The 15,456-nt window shown below is 25.5% G+C and carries 21 protein-coding genes; 13 read left to right on the forward strand and 8 right to left on the reverse strand.

Translation table 11 applies throughout. From position 1 onward, the window contains the following. Positions 1–42: 42 nt before the first annotated feature. From L8U04_RS03040 to L8U04_RS03050, 3 genes are read right to left on the reverse strand one after another with little or no spacing between them, the layout of a single operon-like run. Positions 43–636 carry a hypothetical protein gene (locus tag L8U04_RS03040; protein WP_263709381.1) on the reverse strand — a complete coding sequence of 198 codons (594 nt, stop codon included), beginning with the start codon at positions 634–636 and terminating at the stop codon, positions 43–45. Between the two features lie 24 nt (positions 637–660). Then, positions 661–1,428, reverse strand: coding sequence for an agmatine deiminase family protein (locus tag L8U04_RS03045; RefSeq protein ID WP_263709382.1), 768 nt, complete (start codon positions 1,426–1,428; stop codon positions 661–663). Then, complete coding sequence (locus tag L8U04_RS03050) at positions 1,425–1,973, reverse strand: hypothetical protein (protein ID WP_263709383.1); 549 nt, start codon at positions 1,971–1,973, stop codon at positions 1,425–1,427. The genes L8U04_RS03045 and L8U04_RS03050 overlap by 4 nt, the downstream gene beginning before the upstream one ends. 109 nt (positions 1,974–2,082) lie before the next feature. On the opposite strand from L8U04_RS03050, the gene L8U04_RS03055 reads away from it, so the two are divergent. Further along, positions 2,083–3,558, forward strand: a complete 1,476-nt coding sequence (locus tag L8U04_RS03055; protein ID WP_263709384.1) for a PD-(D/E)XK nuclease family protein — start codon at positions 2,083–2,085, stop codon at positions 3,556–3,558. A 4-nt stretch (positions 3,559–3,562) separates the two neighbouring features. Here L8U04_RS03055 and L8U04_RS03060 read toward each other — a convergent pair whose 3' ends face one another. Continuing rightward, complete coding sequence (locus tag L8U04_RS03060) at positions 3,563–4,483, reverse strand: helix-turn-helix transcriptional regulator (protein ID WP_263709385.1); 921 nt, start codon at positions 4,481–4,483, stop codon at positions 3,563–3,565. A gap of 529 nt (positions 4,484–5,012) precedes the next feature. On the opposite strand from L8U04_RS03060, the gene L8U04_RS03065 reads away from it, so the two are divergent. Both L8U04_RS03065 and L8U04_RS03070 read left to right on the forward strand, forming a co-directional pair. After that, positions 5,013–5,402 (forward strand): hypothetical protein, encoded by a 390-nt coding sequence (locus tag L8U04_RS03065; RefSeq protein ID WP_263676010.1) that lies wholly within the window; start codon positions 5,013–5,015, stop codon positions 5,400–5,402. Then, positions 5,386–5,541, forward strand: coding sequence for a hypothetical protein (locus L8U04_RS03070; RefSeq protein WP_263676009.1), 156 nt, complete (start codon positions 5,386–5,388; stop codon positions 5,539–5,541). The genes L8U04_RS03065 and L8U04_RS03070 overlap by 17 nt, the downstream gene beginning before the upstream one ends. Before the next feature lie 39 nt (positions 5,542–5,580). On the opposite strand, the gene L8U04_RS03075 is transcribed toward L8U04_RS03070, so the two are convergent. From L8U04_RS03075 to L8U04_RS03085, 3 genes are all read right to left on the reverse strand, one after another. Then, on the reverse strand, positions 5,581–6,924 hold the full coding sequence (locus tag L8U04_RS03075; RefSeq protein WP_263709386.1) for an NTPase KAP: 1,344 nt from the start codon (positions 6,922–6,924) through the stop codon (positions 5,581–5,583). A 519-nt stretch (positions 6,925–7,443) separates the two neighbouring features. After that, the gene (locus L8U04_RS03080; protein WP_263676007.1) at positions 7,444–8,487 is read right to left on the reverse strand and encodes a type I restriction endonuclease; all 1,044 of its coding nucleotides are present in this window, start codon (positions 8,485–8,487) and stop codon (positions 7,444–7,446) included. A gap of 878 nt (positions 8,488–9,365) precedes the next feature. Next, a complete protein-coding gene (locus L8U04_RS03085; protein ID WP_263673593.1) occupies positions 9,366–10,010 on the reverse strand; it encodes a S24 family peptidase in 645 nt (214 codons plus the stop codon). A gap of 232 nt (positions 10,011–10,242) precedes the next feature. Between L8U04_RS03085 and L8U04_RS03090 the strand changes: the two genes are divergently transcribed. The 10 genes from L8U04_RS03090 (at position 10,243) to L8U04_RS03135 (ending at position 14,046) form a co-directional block, all read left to right on the forward strand. Continuing rightward, positions 10,243–10,449, forward strand: a complete 207-nt coding sequence (locus L8U04_RS03090; protein WP_041570280.1) for a hypothetical protein — start codon at positions 10,243–10,245, stop codon at positions 10,447–10,449. Further along, positions 10,450–10,749, forward strand: coding sequence for a hypothetical protein (locus L8U04_RS03095; RefSeq protein WP_214098769.1), 300 nt, complete (start codon positions 10,450–10,452; stop codon positions 10,747–10,749). 347 nt (positions 10,750–11,096) lie between these two features. Continuing rightward, the gene (locus tag L8U04_RS03100) at positions 11,097–11,276 is read left to right on the forward strand and encodes a hypothetical protein (RefSeq protein ID WP_263676004.1); all 180 of its coding nucleotides are present in this window, start codon (positions 11,097–11,099) and stop codon (positions 11,274–11,276) included. 2 nt (positions 11,277–11,278) lie between these two features. After that, positions 11,279–11,437 carry a hypothetical protein gene (locus tag L8U04_RS03105; protein WP_263709388.1) on the forward strand — a complete coding sequence of 53 codons (159 nt, stop codon included), beginning with the start codon at positions 11,279–11,281 and terminating at the stop codon, positions 11,435–11,437. A gap of 20 nt (positions 11,438–11,457) precedes the next feature. Further along, positions 11,458–12,324 (forward strand): hypothetical protein, encoded by an 867-nt coding sequence (locus tag L8U04_RS03110; protein ID WP_263709389.1) that lies wholly within the window; start codon positions 11,458–11,460, stop codon positions 12,322–12,324. Further along, a complete protein-coding gene (locus L8U04_RS03115; RefSeq protein ID WP_263675999.1) occupies positions 12,321–12,695 on the forward strand; it encodes a hypothetical protein in 375 nt (124 codons plus the stop codon). The genes L8U04_RS03110 and L8U04_RS03115 overlap by 4 nt, the downstream gene beginning before the upstream one ends. Continuing rightward, positions 12,679–12,885, forward strand: a complete 207-nt coding sequence (locus L8U04_RS03120; protein ID WP_263675997.1) for a hypothetical protein — start codon at positions 12,679–12,681, stop codon at positions 12,883–12,885. The genes L8U04_RS03115 and L8U04_RS03120 overlap by 17 nt, the downstream gene beginning before the upstream one ends. A gap of 166 nt (positions 12,886–13,051) precedes the next feature. Further along, the gene (locus L8U04_RS03125) at positions 13,052–13,234 is read left to right on the forward strand and encodes a hypothetical protein (protein ID WP_263675996.1); all 183 of its coding nucleotides are present in this window, start codon (positions 13,052–13,054) and stop codon (positions 13,232–13,234) included. Between the two features lie 268 nt (positions 13,235–13,502). Then, positions 13,503–13,859 carry a hypothetical protein gene (locus L8U04_RS03130; protein ID WP_012661535.1) on the forward strand — a complete coding sequence of 119 codons (357 nt, stop codon included), beginning with the start codon at positions 13,503–13,505 and terminating at the stop codon, positions 13,857–13,859. Between the two features lies 1 nt (position 13,860). Then, positions 13,861–14,046 (forward strand): helix-turn-helix transcriptional regulator, encoded by a 186-nt coding sequence (locus L8U04_RS03135; RefSeq protein ID WP_012661534.1) that lies wholly within the window; start codon positions 13,861–13,863, stop codon positions 14,044–14,046. Here L8U04_RS03135 and L8U04_RS03140 read toward each other — a convergent pair. Continuing rightward, positions 14,039–15,217: a tyrosine-type recombinase/integrase gene (locus L8U04_RS03140; RefSeq protein WP_047208317.1), complete on the reverse strand. Its 1,179-nt coding sequence runs from the start codon at positions 15,215–15,217 to the stop codon at positions 14,039–14,041. The genes L8U04_RS03135 and L8U04_RS03140 overlap by 8 nt on opposite strands. Positions 15,218–15,456 lie beyond the last annotated feature (239 nt).

Genomic DNA, 15,456 nt, shown 5'->3' on the forward strand with positions numbered 1-15,456 from the left:
TATAAACAAAATAACTAGACTTTAGTTGTCTAGTTATGAGAATTATTTGGGTTTTATGTTTTTTAACAAGTTTTCATAGAAATTTTTAACACTATTACTAAAATATTTTTCAAAATCACTAGCGCTTATCATATCGCTTTTTGCATTATTGCAAATACAGCAGGCTAAAACACAATTTTCTTCATTGTAGCCTTTATCTGGATTTAGCCTTTCAATTTGCAATGAGCTATTAAAAGATGGTTTTTTGGAAGTTATAAGTTTGTTTTCAAATAGATTTGCTAGATCACTTTGCGCTATTTTGCAGTAATAACATTTTTTCTCTTGTTTTTTATACCATGATATAAATTTTCTTGCACTTCCAAATGGTTCTTTATTATCATTTCTTCTTTTTGTAGAGCTATATCTATTTTTTAAGTATTTTAAAGAATTTTGCGTTTTTTTATAAATTTTATCATATTCTTCTTTGTTTGAAATCTTTAATTTGTAAATTATATAACATTTAAGCGATTTATGTTTTTTCTTTAATTCACTCTTTACTTCTTTTTTATCAAGTTCATTTATCGCTTTATCCCATTCTGATAAAGCACTTTTTAGATAAAGCTCTTCAAATTTTTCTTCTAATGTTTGATTTTCCATTTTTAATCCTTTAAACAAATTTAATTATTGTAAAATATTGGCACTAATGTAATGTAAAGCACCACCTTTTTTGATAATAGGCTTTAGATATATACCTATGATTTGCTTGTCTTTATAGATATTTTGTAAAAAGTTTAAAACCCTCTCATCCTCATCTATATCATAAGTTGGCACAAAAACCACCTTATCAAACTCTAAAAAATTTAAATACGCACCCCATTTGTATTTTTGCATAAATTCTTTAGAATAGCTCATTTTTGTAACCTTAAAATCTTTTAAAGCGGTGTGTAATTTCTCAAAAAATTGCGCATTTTCTAAAGAAAAATCATTGATTAGCACATGATCTTTACTTATAAATCTTACCATACTATCACTATGCGCATATCTATCATAAGCTAGTCTTGGTAAAAAGACTATGTGTTTTAAATTTAGGCTTTGTTTTAAAGTATGGATAATGCTTTCCTTACTAAGTGTTAGATTTTGGCTAAAAATTTTCTCACACATAAAGGCAACATCATGTTTTCTTATGAAATTACCTCCATCAAGGATTAAATTTAAGTGATTTTTTAGAGGTTTTATAGTGGTTTTTAAATGCGGATAATTTCTAAGATAATCAGGATCATAAATATAGCTTGTCGCCGTATTTTCATACACTAAAGGCATGAAATCTCTTAACCATATATCATTACTTGGTATTTCTTTAAAAGCGATGTTAAATTTAGCAAAATTTTGCACAAGATTTTGATAAATTCTTTTATGTTTTGATGATAAAAGTGTAGAAATGGCTATCATTCATCACTCTTTTGCATGCTTAAAACTAACAACTCATCATCATAAATAATGTCATATTGTAAGATATCTCCCCAAAGTTTTAATTTGCCTTGTGAACTTTCATAATGCTTTATAGCTAGTTCTTTGAGCTTTTGCATGATTTGTGTTTTATCAAGATAGAGCATATCATTACTAATAGGAAATTTAAGCACGCGTAAGTGAGATAAAAACATCAAAGTATGCAAAGGCTCGCTTTTGCGTTTAAAATTTGTTTTTATGATGGCTTTTGCTTCTTGTAATTTTGTGTATTTATCTTTTAATAAAATACTTTGTTCTAAAATTGAATTCAAAATTTCTTTATCTAAAATAAAATCAAATTTTTGCATAAATTCTAAAGAGGAATTTACCATATCATAATGTCCTTTTAAAAGCCATTCTTGTATGCTTTCGCATTCTAAAAACAAAGTTTTTGTTTTAGTAAATTTTTCTACATTGTTATAGCCAAATTTCTTTGCAAGTAAAGTCTCATCGGTGTGAGTTAGGATGTGTTTCATGGTTTGAAGCATTTTTAATCCTTTTTTTGAATGATTTGAAAAATCATAGCTAAAAAAAGCAGACAATGGTAGTCTATATTTTTGTAGTATAATTGTGAAAATTATTTTAAAGGCATTGTGAATGAAAAATTTTATTGAAGAATTATTAAAGGTTAATGATAAATTTGAAGAAAACACCAAAAAAGGTATGAGTGATATAAATATTTTTGAAGCTTTAGGCGTACAAGAAATGGAAATTTATCATTCTAAATTTATAGCTTATTTGATCGATCCGCATGGTGATCATTATCAAGAGCTTTTTGCAAATGAGTTTTTAAAAAAGCTTGGAAGATACACAAAGGCTAAGAAATTTAAAAATCTTACAGTCCATGACATAGAAAGCGTAGAAACAGAAGCTTGTGCTAAAGATAATAGAAGAATCGATATTCTCATAAGCTTAAAAGATAAAAGATATATCATCATAGAAAATAAACTTTATGCAAAAGATCAACCAGATCAACTCAAAGACTACATAAAACACATAAAAGAAAAAGTTAAAAACATAGATGATTTTCATGAAAATATACTTACTATTTATTTGCATAAAAATGAAGATACCGAGCCTAGTAAATATAGCTTAGGCGCAAAAAATGGATTTAAAATAAATGATGATCTTATATATGATAGCTATGATAAAAAAATGAGTTTTTATCTAAAAATGGATTATAAATGGATAAAAGAGTGGATTAATGCTTGTATAGGCGCGTGTGAGAATAAAGTTAAAAACAATGAAATTGATAAAAAATTTAAAAATGATATGCAAAATGTGATTTTTACTTTAAATCAGTATAAAACTCTTTTAACTTGGTATGTAGCTATAGATGATTATGTGGCTAAAGATTATGTCATGGAATTTTTGAAATCGAGCAAAGAAAATTTAAACAATGCTACAAATTTATATAGATATACTAAAAATAAAAGTGATTTTAAAGATGTAGATAATGATAAATATAAAAAAGCAAAAGAAATAGTAAGAGAGAAATGGGATGAAATTTGCAAAGAATTAATGAGTAAATTCATGGATAAACTCGAAAAGAAATTTAAAAACAAAAAAATAGGAAAAAATATTTTGCTTGTGGAAAAAGATCGTGAAAAAACAAATTCAACCAAATATTTCTTTACTATTTACCACAAAAAAGATATAAATAACTATATAATGCCAACATTTAATTTATACTTTTATGGCAAAAAATATAAAAATTTGCGTATCGATTTTCGTGTTATTTATTATTATGAAAATGATGAAGAATGCAAAGAATATGATAAAAAAATCAAAAATTTTAAATCAGCAATACAAAAGATAATACAAGAGATAAAAAATCAAAAATTAAATATCTTGGATGCTAGCATATTTAAAAAAATAATTTTAGATGAAGAAAATCAAGATAAAGATTATAAATTTATTTATGATATGATTGATTATGATAAAACTACTAAGGCTGATAAATTTAAAACTATAGAAGATTATATTTATAATGAGATAAAAAATTTTATGGAAAATAATGCGATTAAAAAAGCTTTAAATGAAGCTAAGAAAGCATTAAAATCTGACAAATAAGCAATTATTTGCTTATTTGATCAAGGTATTCTCCAACTACTTTTTTGACTTTATTTGCTATGAAATCAGGTTCTAAAACCTTTACATAAGGTATGTAATAATACACTAAAGGTAAAATTTCCATTTCATGAGTTATCTCAAGCTCTATTTCTATGGAGCCATCTTTATCTTTACCGGTGATGATTTGTGAATTTAGAGGTTTTCTTTCAAAGTATTTTCGCACAGGTTCTTCTACTAAAAGTCTTACCGTAAAAGGTTTATCAAGGTTAAACCATATTGAATTTACTCTTTGAAGTTTTACTTCTAAGCTTTCATCGGTTTGAAAATGTTCTTGGGTTAGAGTGATGTTTTGGATATTTTTTAAATAAAATTTTTTGAAAATATCACGTTTTTTCATATCAAAAGCAAGCAAATACCAAAACCCACTAAAAAAGGCTAGTTTTAGAGGTTTTACTTGGAAAAGTTTATTTTCATATTTAAAGACAATTTGTGTTTTGGTGTTGATGGCTTGTTCAAGAATTTGAAAATTGCTTAAATCTTTTTCTTCTAGCTTTTCTGCATCTAGGCTAGTATGGATGGGGTTAGAGATATTTTGAGAAAGTTTAGAAAGTAGGGGGTGAGCCTTAGCATAAAAGCTATTTCCAGCACTTTTTGCCATGGTATCAAGCACTTCAAGGATTATTTTTTCATCATTTTGCTCTTGAGTGTCTTTGTTTGTATCAATACGCCATTTTCTTCCATTTTTAATAAGCCCCATAGGCTCAAAAACCCCTTGCATATCTCTTTTTATGGTTTTAGCGCTTACATTGAGTTCTTGGGCTAGTTCTTTTATGGTTATGCCATTTTCAGACTTTACTAATTTTTCATATAAAACTTCAAGGCGTGTTAGTTTGGAATTTGCAATGTATTTTTTAAGATCTTTCATGATTTTTCTCTAAATTTTTTCAAAATATTAACAACAATTGCTTTATAAACAAATAAAGTCTAGTTTATAAACGCTGCAAAACTTATAGTTTGGAAATGAAAGTTTATTTAGAAAACAATGTTTGAGAGTAAAAGATGATAAATATGTAATTATTAGAATACAAAAGGTTGTATTTTACTAGGTTTAACTAAGAGTGATGAAAGTATAGGTCAAAGCAGACAAGCTTGTAAAAAATTATATGATTTGCTATATCAGCAAGATTTATCAAATATAAAATTAGAAATCACAAACAAATTTTAGAAAGGAGCAAGCTTAAAGTAGGTTACCACATAACCCCCTTAAAAAAAGGGGACAAGGTTAATAAGCCTTGACTATAATCATACTTAGTAGTATAATTATAAAGATTATGTGGATTATATAGCTCAAATTTAATCACCTACTTTCTAGGGTTAGATTAAGCCATAGGGGGTCAGACCTACGGCTAACCCTTGAAAGTATTATACAAAACCTACTTTAAACTACAAATAATATGTCATTTTTATTTAACAATACAAAGCTTTATATTGCTTTAGCATTAATGCTTATGCTTAATGTATTCTTATATCTTAAGCTAGATAGCACAAACGCAAAATTAGAAAAAAGTCAAAGTGATTTAAATTTAGCTTTGGGTGTAAATAATGAACTCACAAGGATTACTCAAGAGCTTAAAATAAGACACGAGCAAGAGTTAAAAGCACTCTTTCATGTAAATACTCAAAAAAATCAAATCAAAACAAGGGTTGATGATGTTAAAAACTATATATCCAAAAGCAATGAAACTAATACCACTAAGCTTTTTAATGCTATGCTTGATAGGCTGTGGGAGCAAAACACAAGTATTAACCAAAATACAAATTCAAAAAGTGCAAATACCAAATGAGCTTTTAGAATTTGATAGAGCGCATAAACCTATAGTGCAAGATGAAAAAGATATATTAAAAGCTTATAGTGAGCTTTTTTATCACTATAAGCAATGTGAAATCAATATGGATAAAATTAAGGAGTTGAATGATGGATAGTATATCTTTACTTATAGATATGAGCGAAGAAATTGTCTGTTAATTTTGCAAATAAAATAGTTTTGATAAGATATTGGAGTTATCGTTTATTATAAATCTTTTTTTGATAAGCATCTGTTTTTTAATTTTATTTTCATTAATATAATCTATAAAAGCCAAAAACAAATTATTTTCTTTAAAAATTTTTTCATATCCTTTGCAATCAGCATCAGTATATCTATAAGAAGAATTATTACTATATATTTTAATATGATTATTTTTTGGTTCAAGTCTAAAAAAATCTATAAAGTTATTGAAAAAAAATTGATCATTATAAAAGACATTTTTAATAGAATTTATTTCATATTGATTAAACTTGTTTATATTCTCAAAATGGAATATGTGAGGGTATTCTTTTGCATTATATTTAAAGATTTCTAATTTATTTTTACTGTTGTATTCTTTTATATTTTTACTATAATTTTTATATCGCTTGCTAAAAGCAATTAATAGTCTTATCCTTTTATCATAAACAGAATATTGATTTTCTTTAATTAAATTTTTGATAATCTCGTCTATTTTTTTAAAATATTCTCTATTACTTTCTTCACTTGCTTTTTGATTTGATTTTGTTATTTTTTTAAACCAATATAATGCTTCCAAAAATTTTTCAGAACTTAAATATTTTGTAATTTTTTCTAACTTATCATTAGAATTTTGCAATATTTCTTCTAATTCGATTTTAAAATTAGCATCGCTACTATTTTTATAAAAATATGCAGTATAAGTTTTTTCAAATTTTAAAAATAATTCAGATGATAGTTGCTGAGAAAATATATTATTTAATGTTTTTTTATCATTATCATCTATAATAAAAAAATTATTCAAATACCTTGTAACTATACGGTATATATCATCTACATTTTCCTTTTTGTTTTTTTGTATATAAAAGTCTTTTACAGCATGAAAAATTGCTAAATAATATTCATTTGCAATTATTTCAAATTCTTTTTTGTTTGTTTTGTCATAATACAGCATAAAACATTCTTTATTAAAATATTTTATATGTTCTAATATTTTTAATAATAATCTTAGATTATTATTGCAAGTATCTGTATAATGTTTTAAACTAATATTAACTAAACTACCTTTTATCTCTTTATTTTGTGTAAATGCTTTTTCAATCAAGCCTTTGGCAATTTCGTTATTGTCTTTTATGATATATTCGCAATCAACAACTTTTTCTTTGTATTCTTGATACCAGTCTTTAGTATCTTGTTTACCCTCTTTATTATTATCTGAATTGTCATTTTGTTTTTTTAACTTATCTTTATTGAGAATCATAACAACATTACATTCTTTTTCTTCTTTGAGTAAATTTACAAGTCCTAAAATTTCTTTCAAAGGAAGATTATCTGATTTTCTTTCTATGTTATCAAGACATACAATGATTTTTTCAAAATCTTCTTTTTTTAAAAAGGAAAAAATAACATCACTATCTATATTTATTAAACCACCACTTGCACCTTTAATTAAACCTTCTAAACCTTTAAAAGTTTTTTTTGTAATATTATTATAATTTCCATGTAAACTTACTACTATTTCTTCTATTACTTGTTTATAGCTTTCTTTGCCAAAAAGATCTATATAGATAACTTTTTTACTATTAAGGTTTAAAGTAATTTCTTTTTCTATTTGTTTCTAAAAATATGTTTTTCCACAGCCCCAAGACCCCAAAATAACCAAACATTGTTTTTCTTTTGATATTAAATAATTGATAATTTTATTGTTAGTAAAAAAATACAGTTCTTTTTTATATACACTTTGAATCATGTATATTATTAAGCATATAATAAATATCCAATAAAAAATAGCACCTATGATCGCAAATATATACATTGTATTTTATCTTAATGATAGAAATTACTTTCTATCATTATATGACTTGATGATCTTATCTTGCAATTTATACAAATCTTCTAGTTTTTCTATTTGTTCGTATGTGTCATCTGGGAAACTTACCCATTTTTTTGTTTTTGTAAAATTTAACCTACATATCCATTTTGTTACTCTATTTTGATACAAGATTGCAAAATAGCTTAAAGTATCTTTGTAGGATATATCTTGTAAGTTAGCACCCGCACCAGCAAGAATAGATTTTACTATGTAAAAGCCTTGAAGTTCTTCTTCTGTTGTTATAATTTCTTTTTCATCATCGTAGCTTTCTTCATCTTCATCGTTGTTAATTTCTTGAAGATTGTTTTTTATACTAGTGATTTTATCATATGCTATATCATTTATAAGTTCTTTAAAAGATTTTTTTATATAAGTTCTAAATTCCTCAATAGTTGAGGCGGTCATTCTTTTGTCTGTGAGTTGTTTTGCAAAAAGAACAACAAAATCATCACTTGGGTTTTCTATCTCTCTTTTGAAGATATCTTGTATACTTTGATAATATTTTTTTTCTTTTGCTGTGTTTAGTATCTCATCTAGATTTAAATCTGAACATATAAATTTTTTTAAATCTTTAATATCTCTAGCTTTTAGTTTTTCAAGATTAATTGTTAAAAAAGGAATTTGATCCATTATATTTATTTGATCAAGATCTGTAAAAAATCTATATTCTATTCCATTTGTTAAAATAGCAAATTTAACACTAGGTGATGTGTTAAAATATCTAGTTAGTTGGTTATTGTGATTGCTTAAATTTTCAGTGTGATTTTTAGCTTCTATGTATATAAAAGGTTTTCCATCTTTGAAAATAGCATAATCTACTTTTTCACCTTTTTTTGTTCCAATATCGGCTATGTATTCAGGGACTACTACGCTTGGATCAAACACATCATACCCCAATGCTTTTAAAAACGGCATGATGAAAGTCATTTTGGTTGATTCTTCAGTATTTACTAAATTTTTTCTTTCTGCTATTGTTTCCGCTATAGAATTTATAGAATTTTCAAAATCCATATTTTACCCCTTAATATAATTACCAAATAAAATTTTGGTAATTATATTATAACTATTTTTAAAAAGATATTATTTATATATTTTAAAATCATTATTTTTTTTAATTACATTCTTGGGTTGTGAAATTAGGCTTGTTTGTAATTAAGTTAAATGCAAATTTAGTGTTAAAAGGGGATATAGATACTTTATTATCTCCTAGTATATGTATATATGAATCAGGTGATATTTTTGAGCATATTTTATTATTTTGATAATATGAACTTATATGAATAATATTAGGAGTAAAACTAAGTGCATTAAAATACACATTTGTTAAAAAAATTAAAAAATACAGCATGGATAAAGTACCAAAAAATGCAAAATAAATAACATGGAGTTCGTTTTTAAAATGAGTTCGCTTAAGTATAAAACTAAAAATTATTTGATTTATAAAATTAAATTTTATACCTATAGCGCTAAGTATAGTTTGCAATATATATATTAGTGTAGATATTAATAAAATAACTATCAAAGGGAGTGATATAAAAAAAATCAATATTGAAATAATATGTATAATATTTAAAATATTAATAGCATAGCTATAGCTATCTGGTACATTATCTACAACTATATAAACTACATTTCTTGAAAAAAATTCAGCTATATAATACAACCCAAAAAATACCAAGATATTATATAGTTTGGTAAGATTAATTTTTTTAATAATATGATGTAAATCTATAATTGTTACAATAGTAATTAATATAAAACCCAAAATAAGTAAGAAAGAATGTAGTTTAAAACACAAAATAAAAACAATTCCTATCAAATAAAGAACATGATAACCTAGATTGTCATCTATAAATTTTGATAGTTTAGAAGGAATATAATATTTTATTTTAAACCCTTTCTATTTGATTTAAGAATATTTTAGTGTTACACGAGCAAATTACAACACCTAAAAATACATAGTCTTTTAATGCAGATTTTTTAATTTTTTTGTCTTCAAAACCTATATTATCACTACTTATGATAATTTCATCATCAAGGACATTTTTTCTTATGCGTTTGCAAAATAATTCACCATCGTATCTAAAAATAGCCACATCAGCATTTTTGATCTTATCGAGAGAATTTTTACTAGTATCAACTATAACAAAACTTCCATTTTGTATAAAAGGTTCCATGCTATCGCCAAATATTTTTATCATATCATATTGTGTTTTGTAAGGAATACCTAATATTTCTACTAAAAAATTTTTATCAAGACATATAGTTTGAAAGTTTTCATCGCTGTTATCGTTTCCAAAACCTGCACTAGCGTAAACATTAGGAAAATATCTGATTTTAACTATATTTTCTATGTCGTTTGTGTTATTTATATTCATTTGAGTATATTTAAGTATATTTTTTTCAGGTATATAACCTCTTTGTTTCCAAACATCTATGGTATTTGCGGCAACACCTAGGTAATCTGCTAGTTCTTTATAGGTTTTCAAATTTTGTTCTAGCATCCATTTTTTCAATATTTCTTTTACTTCCATAAAAAGATACCTTTCAAATGTAAAATATAACTTGACAAATGAGTATATTTTTTTTATAATTTCACAAAATAATTAATTTTAAAACATAAAAATAATTATTTTTTAGCAAAAAGAATACCAACTTTTTGCTTAAGTATAAAAAAGGATACATAATGCAAGATTGGATTATAGCTGGTGTGATTATAGCTATCTTATTGGTTATGTTTGTAATTATAAAGATAAAGGAAACAAAATGATAAGAGCATATGCAAACACCATATCAAATATACTCAGCAATGAAAAATCTATAAAAAAAGACACGCTTTTTAAAAGAATGAACATAAAAGAAAGCGAATTTAATGAAGCTTTGAATTTTTTACTTGATCATAATTTTGTAAAACTAGAAGCTATTAGTGATGGTTTATTTGAAACCATTATAGTTCATTATGAGGGTAATTGAATGTGTATTAAAGAGAAAATTCAAGAAAAGTTAGGGTTAAAAACTTTTGATGAAATGGAAAGAAAACTCAATTTGAAAAATCAAACTTTAAAGGTTTGGCTTAGCAATAAAAGCAAAACAAATTCTAAAGTGGAAAAAGCACTTTTAAGACTTGGTTTTTTGAATGAGGATTTGAGATTATCTAAGAGATTAAAAGATTTAAAACTAAAGCATAAAAAATTTACAGCTTTAGTGGAAGAAAAAACAAAAACTATACAGGAGATTTCTGAACTTTTAAAAGAAATTGATGAGGTAGCTTGAAAACCTCATTAAGCACATTTTCTAAGTGTGCTTAAAAGGTTTTTAAAAGCTTGAAACTAGGTTTTAAGTGAGTTTCCTTATAGCTAGCTTGGTGATCAAGCTAGCGTGTTCTTTATTTATCACACTCCACGGCGACGGGTGGGAAAGTGGGCTTTTTAAAAAGCTTTGTTAAATTGTCAAAATACCAAAAGTTTAAATAACTTTGAATGCAGGCTCTATGTTTTGACATAAGTAGTGTTTAAATGGGAGTTAAACTCCCTTATAAGCCATATTAGCTTTCTTTATTTTGAGTAACCACCTTTATGGTGGTTTTTAACTTCCATTTATGCACTATAAAAAGGAAGAAAATGTCTTTTAAAGAAAAAATTAATACAGCCATAGAACACGCAAGAGCTTTGGCTTTAATTAACAAAGAATGCTTAGATTTAATTGGCTACATGGAAGAGTGCGATGAGGATGAATTAAGATCTAACTTAGATGACTTAAAAAAACTCTTGATAAAAGCAAAAGAATTATTGAAAGGATAGTAATGAATTTTAAGCCCATACAAAAAGAAAATGATGCATTTAAAAAAGCAAGAGAAATAGAAAGTTTAATAAGTGAGCTTAGCTCAAAAGGATTTAAACTTACAAAGGTAAATTCAAAATCTTTAGTTATGAAAAAAGGTTTTGATAAGGTAGCAAAATAGCAAAAAAAGAAAGGAATAAAATGCAAAACATAGGCTATGATAGTATCAAATTTGTAATCCCAAAATTTGCATTTTATAAATTTCTTAAAAAACATGATTTATATACAAAACTTAGAAAAACAAACTGCAATAAAGCTATAGAAAAATACACAAAAGAGAAGTTTAAAAATATCAAAACAAAAGATAAGTTTTATGAGTTTAAGGTTAGGTATATAAACATCAAACCTAGAAATAAAAGTTTATCAAATACCATAATAGTGATAGAAAATTCAAAAGACACCCATGAAGTTGCTAGAAAAAATAAAAAGAAAAAAGACTTTTATGTAGAAGTACAGTTTAATGGTCTTTTTCAGCCTAGCAAAAGTGTGGTAGCTGATGTGTATAAGGTGTTAAGTAAAATGGTTAAGAGGTTTAAGGCTTATAGTTTTGATATAGCTTGTGATTTTTGTGATGAAAGTGCTTCTATGAGAAAATATGAAGAACATTTGCATGAGTTGTCTTTAAATAAAAAAATCAAAGGCGAAATGGTTTTTTATAAAAAATCTCTTTATGTAAATGGGGTGCATAGTAAGTTTTTTGATCTTGATAGAATTTTGATTTATGATAAGTATGAAAAGCAGACTAGTTATCACAAAGAAAAAATTAAAGAAAAATTTAAAGACTGGGAAAGATTAGAATTAACTTTCAAACTAAACTATAAATTTTTAAAATACATACAGCATAAACACATTCATGATGCTTTAGATTTTATATATGATTTTATAGCTTTACTAGGTAAAACATATAGCTTTACAAAAGAACTATTACTTATTAAACAAACAAAATATTTAATCAATCCAAGATGGACAAAAGATATAAAACCATATGCATTAAAGGATGTTGCATGAGTATCATAACACATACAATTGAGGCTAATGAAATAGCTCGTGCATGTTTAAAAAATGACTTAAAATATAGTTTGAAAGAAGCAAGGATTATCAATAGTGCAAATGAAAGAATGCTGTGTTTTTATTTTGATAATCCTTTTGCTATAGATTTGTTTGAAAGAAGCAAAGAAAGTATCAAAAATGACTTAAGATGTGAATACAAGAAAAAAATCAAACTTTATAAACGCATTGATTTTGTATTTTACGATATTTGCTCAAAAAACACTAATGAGCTTAAATCAAGAACAACAGAAGAAAAACAAATACTTCAAAGGGGTATAGATATGCTTGAAAATATTATAAAAAGGAGTAAAAATGGAAAACATAGATAATCAAAATAATCTAAAAGAGCTATCTATGAAAATTGTATCTTTACATAAAGCCATAGAGCATGCAGAGTATGAAAGAAGTGCTTTAAATTCAACCATTAAAGAATATAAAGAAGATTTAAAAACAGCTATAAGAGAGCTTGAGCAAATGAAAGAACCTAATCTTTTTAATCAAGAAAATATAGAGGAATGAAATGCAAATTTTTTAATTTTGATGAAAAAAGTTATAAGTTGTTAAGCAAATTGAATATTTTCTCAAAAATAGAGAAAATTTGTATATAAAATATTACATTATTAACTAATTATTAATAAATTTATTTTTAAATATCATTTCATATTTTAATGAAAGGATTTCAAAAATGTCAGAAATTAGCGGTAAAGCTTTGGTAAAGTGCATTGATGAAGGTTGTGGTTATGAGGAATATACCGATGTTATCAAATGTGTATTCGAAGATCATGAAGATTTTGAATATCAAGATATATGTCCTAAGTGCAATGGTGATGCAATTTGTATTAAAAGTACTTTTAATCCACTCAACTAAAAATCTTGTATTTTTACTTCTTAAAATTTCCAATAGTAAAGATTATCTGATTTTAAAATCAGATAATCTCATACAAAACATAGATAAATAAAATATTATTAAAGAAACTTTCGAAAGACTTAGTATTGCATAACATTAATTAGGTGAAGTTGAAAAATGTAGCTTGTTGGAAAATACATATTTACTGCAATTTATAGAGTTGTATTTAAAATATTAAACCGGTTTTAAAAGATAAATTCAATAAAAGATTAAACATAAAGGAGACAAAATGCTACAAATGATGAAAGATTTTTTAGATCAAAGAAATTTGATAGAAAAACACTTAGAAGAAATAAAACAACAATTATCAAAAATGCTTAAAGAATTTCTTTCTATAAGAAATGATCTTTCGTTTTCTAATGGATGTAACTCTTTAGAAGAAGAAATTAGACATTATTGGAAGATAGAGGCTTGGCTTGATGTAGAGCTTAAAAGAATATGTATAAAGCTTATAGATACAAGAGTTTCTTATAATAGTTTTGATTTTGAGAATGTCAAAGTATTATTAGCGCATACTTTAAGTTATGAAGAGCAAAAAGCCATTATAAAATCACTCAATTTAGAAACAAACATTAAAAAGGATTAATATGAAATTATTAAGTACAAAAGAAGTTGCACAGTATTTGGGTTTTAGCGTTGATAGGATAAGAAAAATGAGAATGAGAAAAAATCAAGCCATTTATAACTTTCCAAAGGGTGTTAGAGTAGGAAAAGTTTTAATGTATGAAAAGAAAGAAATCGATGATTGGATAAAATATTGCAAGGTTAGCTAAGCTTTCCTGCAAGTTTTTCTATATAATCTCCCCACCACTGCATTAATCTTCTTTTTAATTCTATATTTTTACTTCTATTGTAAGCTTTCAATATTGCATTTTTTTGCTCATGAGCTAAGCATTGCTCTGCTATATCCATACTTACTCCATGTTCCAATTGCTTTTCGTTTGCAATGCTTCTAAACATAGCACGAAATCCATGCGCGCTTTGAATTCCTTTATATCCTAAGCGTTTATTGGTATTGCATGTGATATTTTCACTATTACATCCTTTTTTAGAAGAACCAGCAAAAACATAATCATTGACTTTAATCGCATATTGATTTTTTAATATACTTATGGCTTGTTTGCTTAATGCTATATTATGCTCTTTACGCATTTTCATTTTTTGAGCTGATATAGTCCAAATTTCATTTTTAAAGTCTATCTCATCCCAAGTAGCTTTTATAACATTGCCAGGTCTTTGGGCTGTTAAAAGCACAAAAAGCATTAAATTTTTATGACTTTGTTTGATATCTGAATGTATTAGAGTATTTATATATTCTTTAATATCAGATTCATCTAATAGGGTAGGTTGGTGTATAACCTGATTTGGTTTTTTAAATACAATATTGTTTTTGATAGAAGCTACGGGATTGTTTTCTATGATCTCAAGTTGTAAAGCATATTCAAATACTTTATTTATCCATATCTTTGCTTTTTGAAGCGTAGCGCTTTTATGCTCTATGGTCTTTAAAATATTAACAATATCTACTCTTTTTATATCATTAATATTTTTATATTCTAAAGATTTAAAAATACCTTCTTTGTAGCTTAGTCCTCTTTGGATTGTTTTCGCTGCTAAATTACTCTTTCTTGCATTTTCTAATACTTCATCATATAATACGCCAAATTTCAATCTTTTTGCATTGCTTATGTTTTGACCCTTGGCTTTTAGTTTGTGTGAATTTATAGCTATTTCTCTAAGTTCTGCTAGGGAAAGCAAGGGATATTCCCCAAGTGTTATATAAGTATCATTAGCTTGTCTTGTTTTAAATAGTTTTCTACCACTAGGATAAACAAAAACATATAATCCTTTTATACTAGGATCGCTAAATTTTATAAATTTTTTACCATTATCGCATTTTACGCTTTTTAAGAAACTATCTGTAAGTTTATTAATTTTTGCCATTTTTATTCTTTGTATTATTGTAAAAAGTAACCCATTTAGTAACCCACTTTTTTTGCAATATTTTAACACAAAAAATAACAAAATAGAATAAAAAAGAATGTTTATATAATCCCTTAAATATAGGATTTTAAAGATAATTTGTTGAAAAATAGCATTTGGGAGTAAAAAATAAATGGTGGATTTAGCAGGCATGTAATTTACCAACCAAACCCCTAAATATCCATACTTTAATGAAATAT

This window comes from Campylobacter sp. IFREMER_LSEM_CL908, assembly GCF_025771545.1.
Classification (GTDB): domain Bacteria; phylum Campylobacterota; class Campylobacteria; order Campylobacterales; family Campylobacteraceae; genus Campylobacter_D; species Campylobacter_D lari_D.

Bases quoted from the DNA above. Each gene is read 5' to 3' on its own strand.
- L8U04_RS03040 (WP_263709381.1), bottom strand. From the start codon at position 636: ATGGAAAATCAAACATTAGAAGAAAAATTTGAAGAGCTTTATCTAAAA.
- L8U04_RS03045 (WP_263709382.1), bottom strand. From the start codon at position 1,428: ATGATAGCCATTTCTACACTTTTATCATCAAAACATAAAAGAATTTAT.
- L8U04_RS03050 (WP_263709383.1), bottom strand. From the start codon at position 1,973: ATGCTTCAAACCATGAAACACATCCTAACTCACACCGATGAGACTTTA.
- L8U04_RS03055 (WP_263709384.1), top strand. From the start codon at position 2,083: ATGAAAAATTTTATTGAAGAATTATTAAAGGTTAATGATAAATTTGAA.
- L8U04_RS03060 (WP_263709385.1), bottom strand. From the start codon at position 4,483: ATGAAAGATCTTAAAAAATACATTGCAAATTCCAAACTAACACGCCTT.
- L8U04_RS03065 (WP_263676010.1), top strand. From the start codon at position 5,013: ATGTCATTTTTATTTAACAATACAAAGCTTTATATTGCTTTAGCATTA.
- L8U04_RS03080 (WP_263676007.1), bottom strand. From the start codon at position 8,487: ATGGATTTTGAAAATTCTATAAATTCTATAGCGGAAACAATAGCAGAA.
- L8U04_RS03085 (WP_263673593.1), bottom strand. From the start codon at position 10,010: ATGGAAGTAAAAGAAATATTGAAAAAATGGATGCTAGAACAAAATTTG.
- L8U04_RS03090 (WP_041570280.1), top strand. From the start codon at position 10,243: ATGATAAGAGCATATGCAAACACCATATCAAATATACTCAGCAATGAA.
- L8U04_RS03095 (WP_214098769.1), top strand. From the start codon at position 10,450: ATGTGTATTAAAGAGAAAATTCAAGAAAAGTTAGGGTTAAAAACTTTT.
- L8U04_RS03100 (WP_263676004.1), top strand. From the start codon at position 11,097: ATGTCTTTTAAAGAAAAAATTAATACAGCCATAGAACACGCAAGAGCT.
- L8U04_RS03105 (WP_263709388.1), top strand. From the start codon at position 11,279: ATGAATTTTAAGCCCATACAAAAAGAAAATGATGCATTTAAAAAAGCA.
- L8U04_RS03110 (WP_263709389.1), top strand. From the start codon at position 11,458: ATGCAAAACATAGGCTATGATAGTATCAAATTTGTAATCCCAAAATTT.
- L8U04_RS03115 (WP_263675999.1), top strand. From the start codon at position 12,321: ATGAGTATCATAACACATACAATTGAGGCTAATGAAATAGCTCGTGCA.
- L8U04_RS03120 (WP_263675997.1), top strand. From the start codon at position 12,679: ATGGAAAACATAGATAATCAAAATAATCTAAAAGAGCTATCTATGAAA.
- L8U04_RS03125 (WP_263675996.1), top strand. From the start codon at position 13,052: ATGTCAGAAATTAGCGGTAAAGCTTTGGTAAAGTGCATTGATGAAGGT.
- L8U04_RS03130 (WP_012661535.1), top strand. From the start codon at position 13,503: ATGCTACAAATGATGAAAGATTTTTTAGATCAAAGAAATTTGATAGAA.
- L8U04_RS03135 (WP_012661534.1), top strand. From the start codon at position 13,861: ATGAAATTATTAAGTACAAAAGAAGTTGCACAGTATTTGGGTTTTAGC.
- L8U04_RS03140 (WP_047208317.1), bottom strand. From the start codon at position 15,217: ATGGCAAAAATTAATAAACTTACAGATAGTTTCTTAAAAAGCGTAAAA.